The organism is Mucilaginibacter sp. GW821-FHT07H05, from assembly GCF_059418485.1.
Map to the genome: position 1 here is coordinate 430,108 of NZ_JBWKPY010000006.1, position 17,477 is coordinate 447,584.

The window sequence follows — 17,477 nt, forward strand, 5'->3', positions numbered from 1 at the left end:
ATGGCTGTATACAACCGTCTGACAGGTGATGGCGGTTATGGCAGTCGCCTGAGTTTGTTCTATCCCATGGATGCGGACGACATGATAGGTGCACTGAATTCTTCGGCTGGCGGCGGCGATAACGGGCCTAAATCACTGTCCCGTTATAATGCCACACCGAGCAATTCTATTTTGGAGGCCCCTTTTAACCAGTTGTGGTCTGGTATTGAAAGTGCAAATATTTGTATAAAAAAAATCCCCCTGATGTCGCTCTACACTTCAGGCTCGGCGGCCGAACAAAAAGAACTGCGCCGGCTGTACGGCGAAGCGCTGACATTGAGGGCACAGTTTTATTTTGAACTGATCCGAAATTGGGGTGATGTACCTGAAGCCTTTAAGCCGTCGGCAGACGAAACCGATCTTTTTAAACCGAAAGTTGACCATGATCAGATCTATGACCGGATATTGCAGGACTTGCTGGAAGCAGAGAGTATTGTTCCCTGGCGAAAAGATTCAGGCGTAGCTAAGGATGAACGGATAACCAAGGGTGCGGTAAAGGCATTACGGGCCCGTATTGCACTGTTCCGTGGTGGGTATTCCCTGCGCCGTACTTCGAACCTAATGGAGCGCCGTACCGATTACCTCAACTTTTATAAGATTGCCCGCGACGAGTGCAATGATATCATTCTGTCGGGGCAGCACACGCTCAATCCGCAGTTTATTACCACATTTAAAGATGTGCTCGATGCACACATCATCGATCCATCGGGCGAAGTGATGTTCGAGGTTGCAATGGCGGGCGGAAGCACTGCCGATAGCCGGCTTGGTAACATAGACGGCCCGAGGATAGGCGCCAACCTGGGCGGAAATAATTCGTTGCTGGTACCTACCTATTACTATGGTTTTAATGTGCTGGATACCCGCCGCGATGTGACCGCCTGCGATTATAACATCAGCACTGCGGGCTTTAGCACCGGCCAATCATTAACCCAGGTAGTATGTGGTAAGTTCCGTCGTGACTGGATATCGAATCCGTCAGTACCACTTTCTTCAGCAGCACTTTATTTTGGTGTAAACTGGCCAATAATTCGCTATGCTGATGTTCTGCTCATGTTTGCAGAGGCCGATAATGAAATCAATAATGGCCCAACGGCAGATGCGATTAAAGCATATGAGCAAGTACGTAAACGGGCTTTCGTGGGTAATGAAAGCTTGATTGGCATTACGCCGACGGATAAAGCCGGCTTTTTTGATGCTGTCAGCGAAGAGCGGAAATTTGAATTCGGCGGCGAAGGTATCCGAAAGTACGACCTGATACGCTGGAATCTACTTGGCGCCAAATTGTTGGAAACCAGGGCTAACCTTACAAAATTCAGTGCAGGCCAGGCACCGTATACCAACATCCCGCGCACCAGATATTACAAAAATTCCTCAGTAGGTTTGGTTTGGTTCAACCCAATGTTTGGTACCGCACCAACCAGCACCCCGTCGGGATATACAGTTAAACAATGGGCTGCCGATGTGAGCACCACTTATGTCATACAGCCAGGCGAACTATTTAAACCAAATCATAGCGAAGTTTTGCCTTTGCCGCAGTCGGCGGTTAATTCAAATCCCAAACTAAAGCAGGATTATGGGTATTAGGCTTTGCTGTTCAGTTTTATTCTTTTTCTGCTATTATGCTGGTTTCACCTATCCGGGAGCACAACGGAGTGCGCCCCGGCTTGAAAAACGGCACACATATTTTATTAGTTCAGTGGGAAATGATAATTGGGAAGGAACTTCAAAAGACAAGCCCTGGAAAACGCTTAAAATATTACAGCCAGGCAATACTTATCTTTTTCGCCGGAACGATACTTTCAGTTTTGTGATCAGGCATGTAAAGAACCCGGCTTTGCAAAAGATTGTAATTAGCAGTTATGGAAAAGGTGCAAAACCATTAATCAGCGCCTATATCGATATACAGCGATACGATTGGCAACGCGTAAATGCGAATGTCTGGAAGGCGGGTTTAGGAAAGCATGGCAATATTGGTTTTCTGAATGTGAATGGAAGTATAAAAGGCGTAAAGGTGAATGACCTTTACGCTTTGAAGAAACCCTGGGATTTTTTTTCGGATGATCAGTTCTTGTATGTATATACCGGTGAATCACCGGCACAGTTTGCTGGTGTGGTCCGGGCTGCCCCTAATGGCGTAATTGCTACGCTGAGCGACGCAATGGAAATCAGTAATATCGCTTTGGCCGGTACCGGTGGACATGGCATACAGGGCACCGGTAGCCGATACATTAATATTCATGATGTCGATATTTTTGACATAGGCGGTTCTTACCTCAATGGAAATATCCGTTACGGAAATGGGATAGAATTTTGGGATGGTGCACAACACTGTCGGGTTACGAATTGTCATATCCGTAACGTTTATGATGTGGCGGTTACTTTACAAAACGGGAAGCCAAAAAACGATGGGCCCCCTTCACCCAAAAGCTATTCTGATATCATAATCAGCGACAATTTACTGGAAGACAACGAGCAATCTTTTGAATTTGAAGTGCGCGATTCCATCTCCACATTCAGCAATTGTGTTTTTGAGCATAATCGTTGCAGGAACGCTGGTATGGGCTGGTCGCACGCTGTACGGCCAGACAAAAATGCCGGCGTTCATTTGCTTTGTTACCGGTTAACCAAAGGAATTGAAGCGGTAGTTGTGCGAAATAATACGTTTATAAATGCGCTGTCGGGCTATGTATACTTTCATGAGAACCAGCGTGGTAACGGCATGTTTACATCATATCATAACGTGGTTGTTTTACCAGCGTCAATACCGATCAAATCTCAGGATACCAGGTTTTACACCAATAATGCAGCCGCCTTCATCAGGGAGTTCGGCATAGAAAAAAGATCCATATTTAAACCCCTCGATTAGCTGATCTACTAAAAGCGATTATAAAATAAATGAAGACAAAAAATATGATATTAGTGCTTGCTGGTCTGTTCTTAAACTTTCTGCAATTGCATGCACAGCAAAAAACTACCGCCGCCGACACAGGAAACGCTGCCGCATTTGTAAGTAAGCTGCTTGGCCGCATGACACTTAAAGAAAAGATAGGACAGCTTAACCAATTGGCCGGCAGTTACACGGTGACAGACCCGTTGCTACATAAGCAAATTGATATTTACGGCCTGATACGAGATGGGAGGGTTGGGGCGCTGCTCAATGTAGTGGGCGTTCCGGCCATCCGCAAAATGCAGGAGGTAGCCGTTAATGAATCCCGGCTGCGGATACCGTTAATATTCGGCTTCGATGTTGTGCATGGCTTTAAAACCATTTTCCCGATACCGCTGGCAGAATCATGCAGCTGGGATCTCGAAGCTATGCGTTTATCGGCACATATTGCTGCATCAGAATCGGCTGCGAGCGGACTTAACTGGACATTTGCCCCGATGGTAGACATTTGCAGGGATGCCCGCTGGGGGCGCATTGCCGAAGGTGCCGGAGAGGACCCATATTACGGCTCGCTTGTGGCCGAAGCGCGTGTAAGGGGTTTCCAGGGTGATGGACTGGGCAGTGTAGATGCGGTGATGGCCTGCGCCAAACATTTTGCAGGTTATGGTGCAGCAGAAGGCGGCCGCGATTATAATGGTGCCGATATTTCTGAACGACAGTTGGAAGAGGTTTATTTTCCGCCATTCAAGGCGGCTGTGGATGCAAACGTTGCAACATTTATGACTGCATTCAATACAATAAACGGCGTACCCGCAACTGCTAATGAACCCCTGCTGCGTGGAAAATTAAAAAGAGATTGGAAATTTAGCGGCTTTGTGGTTTCTGATGCCAACTCTATTGGCGAATTAACCGGTCATGGCGTGGCAGCTGATAAGGCGGAGGCTGCGTTACTGGCACTAAAGGCTGGTTGTGATATGGATATGGTAAGCAACTGTTATAGTAACACGCTGGAGGCGCAGGTTAATTTGAATAAGCAGCTATTAGCATACATAAACGATGCCGTAACCCGTATACTTTTGATGAAATATAAGCTTGGCCTTTTTCAAGATGCTTTTCGTTTTTGTAACGTGGCAAGGGAACAAAAAACTGTTATGAATAGTTCGTTTCTAAGCTCAGCCAGGGTTATAGCCCGTAAATCAATCGTACTTCTTAAAAATGATCATCAGTTGTTGCCGCTGTCAAAAAAAACGCGATCTATCGCGGTTATTGGCCCGCTTGCAAACAGTAAACGCGACATGCTGGGGAACTGGTTTGCGGCCGGCGATACTACGCAAGCGCGCACAATCCTTGATGGCATTAGGAAAAGTGCCGATGCGAATACAAAGATTTATTACGAAAAGGGATGTAACGTTGACGCAAAAGAGCCTGAAGACTTCTCTGCGGCCCTCGCACTTGCGCGGAATGCCGATGTTATTGTACTATGTCTTGGTGAATCTGGTAATATGAGTGGCGAGGCAAAATCGAGAAGTAATATTGGCCTGCCCGGCAATCAGCTGGCGCTTTCAAATGCACTGGCAGCGATTGGTAAACCGATTGTCGTCACCCTCAGCAATGGCCGCCCCCTTGATCTGACAGAACTATCGCTGAAAGTACCGGCTATCCTGGAGACCTGGTTCCTGGGCACAACAGCCGGAGATGCGATAGCAGATGTGCTCTTTGGCGATTACGAACCGGTTGGCCGCCTTTCTGTAACGTTCCCTTATAACGTAGGCCAGTTACCGCTTTATTATGCGCAACAGAATACCGGAAGGGCAAATACCGCCAATCCGGTTTACCGGTCCCGTTATCTTGATGTACCCAATACTGGCCTTTATCCGTTTGGGTATGGGCTTGGTTATACCACTTTTTCTTACAGCGCTCCGAAACTGGCCAAAGATATCGTTGGGCCGACTGATACTATCAGCGTGTCGGTTAATGTGACCAATACCGGAACGAGCAATGGCGAGGAGGTGGTGCAACTATACCTGCACGATGTGGTTGCATCGGTAAGTCGACCGGTTAAGGAGTTAAAACGCTTCCGGAAGGTCAGCATTGAGGCTGGTAAAACGGCAACGGTATCTTTTTCACTTACTGCCGAAGATTTGAAATATTTTGATCAGCATGCCAGGTGGGTGGTTGACCCGGGTAAATTTGAGGTGCTGATTGGGGCAAATTCACGCGATCTCCAAAAAGTTAGTTTTACATTGCGGAAATAAATGATTAATTTTAAAAGTTCCGTAGCTTGTCCTAAGCGGTGAGAACAACCAATATAAAATATAAACGCTCGATTGGGCATTCCAAAATAATGGTAACTTTTTTATTGACCGTAAGGTCTTATTTGTTTTCGTAATTCCCGGCAGTATGGAGAATAATCAGGACACCGAGTTGCTTGCAAGACTGCGTAATGCTGATATGAACGCCTATGAGCAGATTTTCAGGAAATACTATAAAACACTGAATTTGCAGGCGTTTTATTTACTGAAAGACGAGATGGAAGCTGAAGATATCGTACAGGTGCTGTTTATAGAAATATGGGACCGGAAGCTTTACCAAAACATTAATTCATCTCTTAAAGGATACCTGCAAACCGCCATACATAATAAGTGCCTTGATGTGCTGGAGAAGAAGAAAAACCGACAACAACGCCATGAAAGCTACGTGGTACTTATGCAGGACGAGGATGATCCGTACCCACCTGAACGCCCCGAATCATTTAATAATGTACAGCAGATCATTAGCGAGTTCCCGATGCAGCGGTCACAGGCATTTAATTTGGTATATGTAGAAGGGAAAAAATATAAAGAAGCAGCTACAGAAATGGGTATTACCATCAATTCATTAAAAACCCACCTAAAATTAGCAGTTAAAGTGTTAAGACAACGATTTGTTAATTACCGGTAATTCACCCAATTTCGCCAAAATGGCGTCATATTTTCGCAATGGATTATAACGATCAGAACATTCACCAACTCTTAGTTGAGAAACTTACCGGTAAGCTAAGCCCCGAAGAGGAGGCCTATGTAAATAAACTGATTAATGAACGCGCTGATATCGGTGCAGCCTGGCAGGACATGCAACAATTGCAAGCTTCAAGAGGAGATGTTTTTTTAAAATCTTTAGATGAATCAAAAGCATGGAATGCCTTACAGGAAAAACTTGAGGATCGGGGAGCGCATCGGCTCCGGCTAAAACCATGGCACGCAATTTCTGCTGCTGCAAGTATTTTATTGGTATTCGGTGTGATTTTTTTGCTTAATCAAAAAACTGAAATCAACGGAGGCGCTCCCAAAGTAGCTATAAAAGGCAAGGCGGGAGTTGAACTTACCCTGGCAAATGGCAACAAGGTCGATCTATCCGGAAGACAGTCACGTACTGTTCAAACAACAGTGGCTAATCTCAAGATTGCCGATCATAGTCTGGCTTACACCAGTGCCGGAGATGAAGCCCTTGCCTGGAACGTTTTAACCGTACCCACAATTTCCGATTACAAGATCGTGTTATCAGACGGCACTATGGTTTGGCTTAATTCTGCATCGTCATTGAAATTTCCATTCGCTTTCTCTAATACAAAAAGAGAAGTTTACCTGACTGGCGAAGCCTATTTCGAAGTTGCTAAAAACCCGGCAAAGCCGTTTATTGTGCATACCGAACAAACAACGGTACAGGTGCTTGGTACCTCTTTCAATGTTAATGCTTACGATCAAAACAATATTACAACTGCACTTGTGGAAGGGTCGGTCAAAACCTGGTCGGGCGAACAACAAGTACTATTGAAACCAGGCTTCGAGGCGGAGTTTAATCAGTCCAAAGGCTTCAGCCGCCATCCTTTTGATGAGGAAAGTGTTCTTTCCTGGAGACAAGGTATTGTCTATTTTCATAATGCGGACCTGGCCGAGATCTCTCATATACTTAACCGCTGGTTCGATATTACCGTGAAATTTGACAGCGACTATTTAAAAGAACAGACCTTTACCGGGGCGATAGACAAGCATAAACCGGTAAAGTTATTTTTAAGAAATCTGGAAACCACTTCTGGCATTTCTTCTTACCTGAAAGACGGGGTGCTGCATTTTAAATAACTCAAAACGTTCACCCGGTTTTACCACCGGGCCGTCTATGAGTTATGAATTATTCCGCCTTTTTTTTCCTTGCTTTTTTCTCTGTTTCCAAAACCTTCTCCGGCGATATTGGAACACCGCGCAACTTGATATCACCGCCCGAAACCGAAACGTCTCATACCATAACCCTGCTTTGGGATAAACCTGCCGATGCTGACAATGTTAAAGGATATGCGATCTACCAGGGCAGCAATCGGGTTGGCACTTCAAAGAAAGCAAATTATACAATAAGCGGCTTGTCACCATCGGCAAGTTATACATTCCGGGTGCGGGCAATTGATGCTGCCGGGCATTTATCCGCGGCAAGCCAGCCCCTTCGTGTAAAGACTAAACCTGTCGGTAAACAGTTGAACGTTTTGGCTTTTGGTGCGCACGGTGACGGTATTTTTGATAACACCAAAGCGATACAGAAAGCCATTAACGCCTGTCCTTCCGGTGGCATAGTTATTATCCCTCCCGGTACCTTCATCAGTGGCGCTATTTATCTAAAAAGTAATATGACACTGCTGATCAAACGGCATGGTGTGCTGAAAGCTACTTCCGATGTATCGGGTTATTTACCGGCGGTGAAAAGCCGTTTTGAAGGATGGGAACTGGAAACCTATGCCAGCCTGATCAATGTAGGCGTTCTTGATCATCAGCGGCCTTTGTTTACCTCGAATGTAAGCATTCGGGGCGAAGGGAAAATTGTGGGCGGAGGGGCGAACCTGGGTGAAGCCATGACAAAAGGCCGCGGGATCAGAAGCCGCGGACGGCTGATATGTATTGTTAATGCTAAGAACGTTAATGTCCAGGGGCTCCAACTGGAAGATTCGCATTGCTGGACACTGCATTATATCTACAGTCAGAACATTTCCTGTCACGACCTCAGTATCACCAGCACGGTTATCAACGGTGACGGGATCGATCCTGATTCGTCCTCAGACTCCTATATCTTCAATTGTACATTTTCTACCGGCGACGACTGCATTGCAATTAAGTCGGGCAAAAACCCCCAGGGTAACCAGATCAACATACCAACAAAGAACGTACGTATTTCTGATTGTAATTTTTTGAAAGGGCTTAGCCTGGCAATTGGAAGCGAAATGTCCGGAGGGGTTGAAAACGTGCTGATTACCGATTGTGAGATTGGTAACCTCAATTCTGGCCTTCAGATCAAATCCAGAAAAGACCGTGGCGGATATGTGCGGAATGTGACCGTGAAGGATTGCAGCCTTTACCGCATCAATCTGGAGACGACGATTAATTATAACAGCGATGGAGAAGCGGCCCCCGCCTTACCGAAGTTCGAGAATATCCGCTTTATTAACCTTGATATGACGCGGGCAATCTCGCTAAAAAAGCCAGTGATTGCGATAGACGGATTCCCGGACAGACAGCATTATACCGAAAATGTTTTTTTCGACCATATAAAGATCCCCGCCAGCAGCAAGATAACACTGAATTATTGCCGGAATATTCAATTTTCAAATCTTATAACTGTTGGCGATGGGCTGCCTGAATACAAGATTACCAATAGTGAAGATGTTGTTCGATAGCTATTTAATACTTTTTAATAATTACGTTATCATGTACAAACGTTACCTGTTTTGCTTTACCATTCTTGCTCTTTTTACAGCTGCTTATTGCCGGGCGGCTATTACGCTCCCTAATTATTTTGGCGACCATATGGTTTTACAACGGGATCAGCCGGTCAGCATTTGGGGTTGGGGGACCAAAGGAGAGCGCATACAGCTGGTATTCAGGCATAAACGGATGCAGGGAAAGGTTGGAGACGATGGAAAATGGCAAATCATGCTCCCGGCAGTTCCTGCCGGTGGCCCGTATCAAATAGAATTACATTCGGCTGGTCAGACCATTATAATCAAGGATGTGCTTTTTGGCGACGTATGGCTTTGCAGCGGTCAAAGCAATATGAATTTCCGCATGATCGAGGAGAATACTTTCGCCCGGGAACTTGGCGATTGCGAGCTTCCGCAACTCCGGGTGCTTAATGTTAAAAGGGCATCGGCTGTGATGCCACAGGCCGATATTAAGCCTTCGGTTTGGAAAACATGCAACGCGGAGTCGTTAAAGGAGTTTCCGGCAGTGGCCTACTTTTTTGCAAAACAAATTATCAGGGATATTCATGTTCCCGTTGCCATTGTTCATGCATCCTGGGGCGGTTCGCCGCTCGAAACTTTTTTAGGTAAAGATGGCTTCGGTGCCTTTCCCGCTCTCCAGGCAAAGATTAACTCGCTTAGCCCTGACTTTATTGAAAAAACGAGAACTGCAAACCAGGAGATTAGCCGAAAATGGGAACAACGTTTTTATCAAGCCGCAGTCCTCACCGCCGATTCCAACCTTAACAGGCAGGCTGCTTTTTTTGACACTGGTTGGAAAAGCATCATAGTACCCGGCTATTTAGAAGAGCAAAAACCCGCTGCAAAAAAAGGCATTACCTGGTACCGCCGGGGGGTAAACTTACCGGCCGGGTTTACCGACAGCGTAGAAGTGTATTTGGGCCGCATTAATTATGCAGCCCTGGCCTTTGTTAACGGAAAATTAATCGGTAAACAACTTAATAACTGGAGCGATTCCAGATTCAGGATTCCCGCATCACTGCTGCATAGGGGAGAAAATGAAATTGTTGTATACACGTTTAATGAAACGTCGCAATCTGGTTTCCAACCGATAGCAGACCCTATGCTCTTGTCAGCGTCACGAAAGGATACCATCCCGTTAAAAGGAATTTGGGAATACAAACAAGGCATGACGGCTGATAGCGTTGGCATGCTCGGCCCCAAAGTGATGGTTGACCTTTTTGAACATCAAACCCCTACCCTGGTATATAATGGCATGATTGCCCCCTTATCGCCAATGCACCTTAAAGGCGTGATCTGGTATCAGGGCGAAGATAATAGCACTGCCCCGAGATGTTGGGATTATGCAGCCCTGTTGCGCAGCCTGATCATAAACTGGAGGACTGTTTGGCATGACCCGAAGCTCCCTTTTCTTATTGTGCAATTGCCGCCATGGGGCCCAATTAGCGCGAATAGCCAAAAACCAGCCCCCTGGGCGGTAGTTCAGGAAGCACAGCGTAAAGTAGTTGCTGAAACAGATAACGCGGGGCTGGCAGTTTCTATCGATGTAGGTGATCCGCTGAATATCCATCCTACAAACAAGCATACCGTTGGCGGGCGACTTGCTGCACGTGCCAAAAAACTTGTTTATCATCTTAATGGAGTGGTAGCGGGCGGGCCAGTTTACCGTTCATTTGAAAAACAAAAGAACGAATTGATCATCAGTTTTGATGATTGTTACGACGGGCTTTGCACAAATGACGGGCATGGGGAAGTGCGGGCTTTTAGGATAGCGGGTACAGACGGAGTATTTTATCCTGCTTCGGCGAGGATATCAGGGAATTCGGTGATTGTTTCTTCACCCGCGGTGCCTGAGCCTGCCTATATCCGTTATGCTTTTGACGCCAACCCCGGAACAGTTAATCTTTATAATAAGAATGGTTTTCCAGCCGCACCCTTCAGAACGGATGATTTCCGGTAATACTACAAGTGATGAAAATTAACCAATTAAGCCCAATGAATATCTTTAGATTATCAATTGCCATGTTGCTGCTAACCTCGTTTCAGTCGACATTGGTGGCACAAGGAAAAGCGCCGACTGCGGTTCAGGATTCTATGATTGCCCTTAGCCCGGGCCAGATGCAGGTAGGCGGATATATTGGAACCAGGATCGATCTGTGCATGGCACATCGCATTGCGGCACAAGATGCAGATGAGTTGGTACGGCCATTTTATTTACGAAACGAAAGCAAATTCTGGCAAACAGAGTTTTGGGGGAAATGGGTGCTTTCCGCCATAACGGCGTATCAATATGAAGAAAACGCAACCTTGAAACAGAAAATCGATCGCTCGGCAGAAGGCATAATAGCATCCCAGTCGAGGGACGGTTACATTGGGAATTATGCCGATACCAGCCGTTTACAACACTGGGATATATGGGGACAGAAATATACCATGCTGGGCCTGTTGGCCTGCTATGATTTAACCGGCAAAAAAAACGCTTTGCGTGCAGCTGTTAAACTGGCCGATTACCTGATTTCTGTAGTGGGTCCCGGAAAAGTGAATATTGTTAAAACCGGCTTGTATCGCGGAATGCCGAGTTGTAGTGTGCTGGAACCAATTGTATTGCTGTATAACCGTACAAAAGATCCCCGTTACCTGAAATTTGCAGAATACATTGTTGAGCAGATAGAAACACCCGAAGCGCCGCAACTGATTGAAAAAGCGTTAGCCGGTATCCCTGTAGGAAAGCGTTTTCCGCAGGCCGCTAATTGGTGGTCATGGAATAACGGTGAAAAGGCTTATGAAATGATGTCGTGCTATGATGGAATGCTTGAGCTCTACCGGGTCACCGGTAATTCAAGATATTTGAAACCCGTTGTGCTTTCGGCCCGCAGCATAGCAGAGACGGAACTTACCATAGCTGGTGGCGCATCATCTATTGAGTGTTGGTATGGAGGAAGGCAAAATCAGGTACGCCCAAGCCTGCTTTCTATGGAAACCTGTGTAACCCAAACCTGGATGAAGCTATGTCATAAACTATTAACCATTACAGGTGATCCGGTTTACGCAGACTATATTGAAACATCTTATTATAATGCTCTGCTGGCTGCAATGACCCCGGACGGATCTTCCTTTGCGAAATATTCAGCCATGAGCGGTTACCGAACCCTTGGCGAAGATCAGTGCGGTATGAAAATCAATTGCTGTATCGCCAATGGACCACGTGCCATTGTGCAATTTCCAGCTACAGCGGTAATGAGTGGAGCAAACTCTATATTTATTAACCTGTACGCTAAATCATCAGCAAACGTAAAAATAGCTTCAGCCAATGTGCGTATCGACCAATTGACCGACTATCCGAAGTCTGATTCAGTAATGATCACAGTCTCTCCGGATACACGTTCACTATTTACCTTAAACCTGCGTATTCCCGGTTGGAGCGCGTTTTCGGAGGTGCGGGTAAACGGAAGCAAAGTGTATTCAAAACCAGGTGAATATGTCCGCATTTTCAGAGAATGGAAAAAGGGAGATATCGTGACGCTCCGGTTCGATCTCAGGGGCCGTGTAACGCGGATAGATGGATATGCGGCCATCCAGCGGGGGCCCGTGTTACTTGCGCGCGATTCGCGTTTTAATTCTGCGGATTTTATTGATGAAGAGGGCGTGCCGATGCTTGGTAGGAATGCCGGGACGATGGATGAAATGAAAACCGGAAAACCAGCCGGGATGTGGATGGCCTTCAAAGTTCCTTTTCAGATGGGTAGTAATCACGAGCTTAACGATGGTAAGCGGCTGATCCCGTTTACTGATTTCAGCTCGGCTGGCAATGACTGGCAGGCTGCTACCCGTTTAAAGACCTGGATTGTAGAACCGCTTGACCCCAAAAAAATCAAACCGTAAGAACAAAAAATATTGCCTAAATGGCAAATCATCCTTCTTTCTTCCAATTACTAACCAAATTATTCAAAACCAATGGCATTACCAGTAACAGTTTCTCTTACGTTCACCGGCACGGTTAACGGAACAAATCTCATTTTTTCATCCAATATCACTCCTGATCCGGCAGCATCGGCCATGGTTTGGGATGGAGGCGTATTGCAAGTACAAGGTACAGACTATAATGTATCCGGCAATACCTTTACTTTCCTGGCGGGGCACGCACCTACGGTAGGGTTAACCGGAACGGCGAATATTGACCCCGGCACCTTTGTCAATATTGCTAATCTTACCGAACTACGTTCAATCAGCAACCCCGACGCAGATACGCTTTATTACTTAAGCGAATTGGATAAACAGGGCTTTTTTTACTATGATGCTGCCGATACGACCAGTACAGATAATACTGGCTTAGTTGTGGTTTCCGGCACATACCGTTTTAAGCGGATTTATAATAAAGATATTGTTTACGCATCATGGTTCGGTGTGGCGGGGAACGGTATTGCAGACGACACGACAACCATGCAGGCTGCTATTAATGCCTGCCCATTTGGCGGAATTGTAAGGATGCAAACTAACGGTGTTTATAAAGTCACTTCGTCTATATTAATTCCATACGGTGTCAGTGTAGATGGGTTCAGCACTCAGATCGTACCGGCAACCGGAGGAACATTTATCAGCGGTTACATTTTCCTGATCAATACCGTAAACGGAACTACCTGGACGGTTTCAAACCCCAAAATGGCAGATTTTTTTGTTAAAGGGTTCCACCTGAACAATAGTCCTAACAATGTGAGCAGCATGCATGGCATCAGGTGCCATGCACCTTATCATATTTCTTTTATCCGCGGGGAACGACTGGGGCGCCATGTATCCATCTCCAACGAGTATATCGATTTTGCCTATATCAGTGATATAGATATCCTGCTGAAACAAGATGCCACGGCATATGCCATTGAAACCGGAAACCTGGGTGATGGCAGGGTGGTTGATAAGATCCACATGGCGTTCCCTTCGTCAGCAAGTACCGCGCTAAGCGTTCTGACCGGTAACGGCTTAAATGGCTGCACCATATCAAACATTATCAACGGAAACATTTTCCTGGGAAAATCTGGCAATCAAAAATTGTATAATGTACACCAGGAAGCGTACGGCAGCATTACTATCAATGCCAGCTGCTGTATCCTGGAAAATATTTATCACTGGGTAAAACCCGGAACTATCCCTATCACTATTAATGCCGATACTTATGAGATGTCGCCAGTAATTCTGAACCATGTTTTGTTCATGTATCAGAAAGATGAAACCTACACCACCGAACAAGCGGATATATCTGCAAATACCAAAGTAAATCTGAAGTTTAATGGTGTATATCGCTCTATCTTTGGTACAAACATTAATTTCAGGATTTATACCGGGACGAAGATCAATATTAACGGCACACCCTATGCTATGTTTAATAAATCTAATAAGAACCTGTCCGTATCGTGCGATATCATTGACGGATCATTTTCCGGGCAAAACCAGCGAAAACTCCCTACGGTAAGCACTAATATCATCACAAACATAGCCACCGACGGGAATATGATCTGGAAAGCCGCAACCGGCACTTATTATTATACAGCACAATTTTTGGCAGATCCTGTGCGCCTAATCGGCAGGAACGACGACGCAACCGAAAAATCGGTTGCGGTAACTAACGGAGGCAATGCAGTACTTTTATTGGGGGGAGGCAGTTCTGGCATTGAACGGTCTGACTGTAACATCCGCTATTACCGGGGAACGGCTACCGCTTCTTACAATATGTATGTAGACGCGGGCGTCCTTTCTACGGCAGTAATTGATGCTGGCCTTCATGTGGTAGGCAATGTATGGCAAAGCCGCACTGCCGGGGGAGTAGATACACTGTTTCTGGCCGAAAAGATCCTGGAAGACAGCAGTGGTTCGGTAACCTGCTGGGCAACCACCACGCCAACAGTGGGTGCCTGGAGCAAAAATGACAAGATTATCAATACTAATCCGTCAAGCGGGAATCCATATATGTGGATATGTACCACAGGCGGATCACCCGGTACCTGGACAGCGGTAACTTTAAACTAAAAAGCATCGTTAAGAAGCACGACCGGCTGAAATGTGATAAGCCCCGGTCGTGCTTTTTCAAATGGTGCCTACCTGCAAACAGGCACTTTACCGAAGAAGATAACTGATTTTTAATCGGCAATTAATTCTCTGAATCGGTTATTCAAATTGAAGGATAACTGGAAGAAGCTGCAGCCATTAACCGTGCTGCCCGACAAACGAAAGGTTGTAAGGCTCGACGCGACCGTCGGGGGTGTGACCATCAAAGATATCGTAACCAATGCCGCCGACCCGAATGATCCGGTAAGAAGAGTTACGTTGTTCGGCAATGAGCTGCTGAATCACTTTAACATGATACTCGATAATCAGAAGGGCTTGCTCTATCTTAAGCCGAACGCCAGGATGAATGAACCCTATTCTGATTATGCAAACTATTTAAAGACGAATAAAGAGTAGTCATTCAGCATTAAAAAAGAAAATACATCATCTCATATTAACATGCTATTGAGTAAATGATTTGACAATAATTGATGATATAAAATGTAACGCGCAGTTAAGGCCGCACTTGTTCAGACTATAGTATGCTACTTATTAAACACCAGGTTTAACGAGATCTGGATCTCGTCGGCAATAACCTGGTTTTTTAAGGCCGAAACAAAATCCCATGCTTTGGGTTGGGCTTGCAGGTCAATGTTCCACTTCAGGCGGTGTATATCGAGCTGAGCGGTTACATAAATGGTATTACCTTGTTGCTTTATAGCCGACGTAAATTCAATGGGATTGGTAATCCCCTTTATGGTCAGCTCTCCCGCCACTTTATAGGTTGTTGTATTACCAATCCGGGCAATATGTTTAACGTTCATAGTAGCCTCGGGATACCGCGGCACATCAAAAAATCCCGGGGTCCTTAACTCTTTATCTACTTTTTGGTTGGCCGCAGCATCGGCATGATCGGCGCTCCTCATGCTGTTCATATCCATGCTGAACGAGCCGTCCGAAGGTTCGCCCGCGGTCGAATAATTCAGGGTGCCGGAGTTAAAAAGCAGGGAGCCGAAATGGGCGCCCATTGTTTGCCGGGTATTCCATAAAATTTTGCTTTTTTTAACGTTCAGCTGATACGTTTGCTGCCCATAAGCAACAAATTGAAACAGGGCCAGTAACAGGGCAATTGCAGGTTTTTTGATCATAACGTCATCTAATTTTGAAGAGACAAACCTACCCATCTGTTGCAAGCCGGTTATGATAAACATTGTAAATAAAATTGTAAACTTTGTAAATTCAACCGGTGCAGCTTAAATAAGCTCAATACTTTGATATTATCAGGCGGCAATCAGGCACTCATCTTGATATTCAAAATATTTTCCCATCTTGCTGGTATAAACCTTTTATGATCATGAAAATATTAGCCCTGTTTGTTTTAGTTGCAGCTTTGGCATGCCCGCCCCAAAAAACCATGGCACAAACCGAAAAGAAGCCGGTTGCTGCTTTAAACCATGTTGCCATTTATGTGGCCGACCTAAAAAAGGCTACCGACTTTTATAAAAGTTTGTTTAACCTGGAAATTATAGCTAACCCGTTTAACGATAATAAGCATACCTGGTTTAACCTGGGCAACGGCACTGCATTCCACGTTATAGAAGGTGCAAAAGTTAAAGGTGTTTTTGCCAAGAACGAACATCTGTGTTTCAGTGTGCCCTCGGTTGAAGTTTTTGTAAAGGAGCTTAAAGCTCAAAATATCCAGTTCGAAAATGTTGCCGGGATAGTTGGGCAGATCACCGCCAGGGTAGACGGCGTAAAGCAGATTTATTTCCAGGACCCGGACGGGCATTGGCTGGAGGTGAACGATGCAAAGTAATACCTGGTAGCACCCGGTATATTTACCCCTTAAAGGGTGATAGCCATAACTGTTGCTAACCTTATTTTAGCATCATGAAAAAGTACCTTTCCATTATACTATGCGGCCTGGTTTTGGGTGCGAAGGCCCAAAATGTACAAGAGGTGATTAATGCCGAAAAGGCTTTCGCGGCTTATTCGCAGGAGCATAATACCCGCGATGCCTTCCTTAATTTTATGGCGGCCGATGGCCTGGTGTTTAAGGCCGGTAAGCCCGTAAATGCCATTGACGACTGGAAACCCAGGCCCGTTAACCCGGCTAAGCTTTTATGGGAACCCGCTTTTGCAGGAATAGCAGCATCGGGCGAGCTTGGGTTTACTACCGGGCCCTGGCAGTTTAAAAAGAGTATGCAGGATACTGCAATGGCATCCGGTATATTTACTTCGGTTTGGCGTAAGGGCGCTAATGGCGAGTGGAAGAATATTGTAGATATGGGTTACGGCCTGCCAAAACCTGCATATCAATCACCCCGAATAAAAACCAGTAAGCCGGGCATTACAGCAGGCAAGGATCTGAGCGATGCGATGGCGGTAGACCAGCAATTTATTGAAAAATATGACCGGCTGGGTAAGGCGGCATTTAACGAGGCTTTAACGGCCGATAGCTGGCTGAATATGCAAGGGGCACTGCCATTTACAAGCGCGGCTCAGCATGAGCAGGCCATTGCCCTTATCCCGGCCGGATTAGTAATGAAACCCATTGGCGGCGGCATCTCGGCTGCTAAAGACCTGGCTTATGTTTACGGCAGTGTAGATTATAACCACAAAACGGAGAGCTATCTGCGCGTTTGGAAGCAAACCAGCGCCGGCTGGAAGATTATTTTGCAAGTGCTGTTGTGGTAGGAGATGGGGTGATGATTTAACCACAGAGGGCACAGAAAAGGAAGCACAAAGGACACAGCGTTTTAAATTAGAAATTTA

At 45.8% G+C, this 17,477-nt stretch carries 13 protein-coding genes; 12 read left to right on the forward strand and 1 reads right to left on the reverse strand.

From position 1 onward, the window contains the following. The 10 genes from AC07M6_RS18340 to AC07M6_RS18385 all read left to right on the forward strand — a co-directional run bounded on the left by AC07M6_RS18340 (position 1) and on the right by AC07M6_RS18385 (position 15,119). Complete coding sequence (locus AC07M6_RS18340) at positions 1-1,623, forward strand: RagB/SusD family nutrient uptake outer membrane protein (protein WP_494891913.1); 1,623 nt, start codon at positions 1-3, stop codon at positions 1,621-1,623. A 112-nt stretch (positions 1,624-1,735) separates the two neighbouring features. Further along, positions 1,736-2,905, forward strand: a complete 1,170-nt coding sequence (locus AC07M6_RS18345) for a right-handed parallel beta-helix repeat-containing protein (RefSeq protein WP_494891915.1) — start codon at positions 1,736-1,738, stop codon at positions 2,903-2,905. A 29-nt stretch (positions 2,906-2,934) separates the two neighbouring features. After that, positions 2,935-5,181 (forward strand): beta-glucosidase BglX, encoded by a 2,247-nt coding sequence (bglX, locus tag AC07M6_RS18350; RefSeq protein WP_494891917.1) that lies wholly within the window; start codon positions 2,935-2,937, stop codon positions 5,179-5,181. Between the two features lie 145 nt (positions 5,182-5,326). Beyond that, on the forward strand, positions 5,327-5,866 hold the full coding sequence (locus tag AC07M6_RS18355; RefSeq protein ID WP_494891919.1) for a sigma-70 family RNA polymerase sigma factor: 540 nt from the start codon (positions 5,327-5,329) through the stop codon (positions 5,864-5,866). Positions 5,867-5,904: 38 nt separating this feature from the next. Continuing rightward, a complete protein-coding gene (locus tag AC07M6_RS18360; protein WP_494891921.1) occupies positions 5,905-7,044 on the forward strand; it encodes a FecR family protein in 1,140 nt (379 codons plus the stop codon). A gap of 44 nt (positions 7,045-7,088) precedes the next feature. Next, positions 7,089-8,621: a glycoside hydrolase family 28 protein gene (locus AC07M6_RS18365; RefSeq protein WP_494891923.1), complete on the forward strand. Its 1,533-nt coding sequence runs from the start codon at positions 7,089-7,091 to the stop codon at positions 8,619-8,621. After that, positions 8,608-10,626 (forward strand): sialate O-acetylesterase, encoded by a 2,019-nt coding sequence (locus AC07M6_RS18370; protein ID WP_494891976.1) that lies wholly within the window; start codon positions 8,608-8,610, stop codon positions 10,624-10,626. Before AC07M6_RS18365 ends, AC07M6_RS18370 begins: the two co-directional genes overlap by 14 nt. 35 nt (positions 10,627-10,661) lie before the next feature. Next, on the forward strand, positions 10,662-12,548 hold the full coding sequence (locus AC07M6_RS18375) for a beta-L-arabinofuranosidase domain-containing protein (protein WP_494891925.1): 1,887 nt from the start codon (positions 10,662-10,664) through the stop codon (positions 12,546-12,548). A 72-nt stretch (positions 12,549-12,620) separates the two neighbouring features. Continuing rightward, the gene (locus AC07M6_RS18380) at positions 12,621-14,684 is read left to right on the forward strand and encodes a putative phage tail protein (RefSeq protein ID WP_494891927.1); all 2,064 of its coding nucleotides are present in this window, start codon (positions 12,621-12,623) and stop codon (positions 14,682-14,684) included. 147 nt (positions 14,685-14,831) lie between these two features. Beyond that, the gene (locus tag AC07M6_RS18385) at positions 14,832-15,119 is read left to right on the forward strand and encodes a hypothetical protein (protein WP_494891929.1); all 288 of its coding nucleotides are present in this window, start codon (positions 14,832-14,834) and stop codon (positions 15,117-15,119) included. 128 nt (positions 15,120-15,247) lie between these two features. Here the strand turns inward: AC07M6_RS18385 and AC07M6_RS18390 are convergent, their stop codons facing one another. After that, complete coding sequence (locus AC07M6_RS18390; protein ID WP_494891931.1) at positions 15,248-15,850, reverse strand: YceI family protein; 603 nt, start codon at positions 15,848-15,850, stop codon at positions 15,248-15,250. Between the two features lie 206 nt (positions 15,851-16,056). Between AC07M6_RS18390 and AC07M6_RS18395 the strand changes: the two genes are divergently transcribed. Both AC07M6_RS18395 and AC07M6_RS18400 read left to right on the forward strand, forming a co-directional pair. Continuing rightward, on the forward strand, positions 16,057-16,518 hold the full coding sequence (locus tag AC07M6_RS18395) for a VOC family protein (RefSeq protein ID WP_494891933.1): 462 nt from the start codon (positions 16,057-16,059) through the stop codon (positions 16,516-16,518). Between the two features lie 74 nt (positions 16,519-16,592). Continuing rightward, a complete protein-coding gene (locus AC07M6_RS18400) occupies positions 16,593-17,399 on the forward strand; it encodes a YybH family protein (protein WP_494891935.1) in 807 nt (268 codons plus the stop codon). The last annotated feature ends 78 nt before the right edge of the window (positions 17,400-17,477 follow it).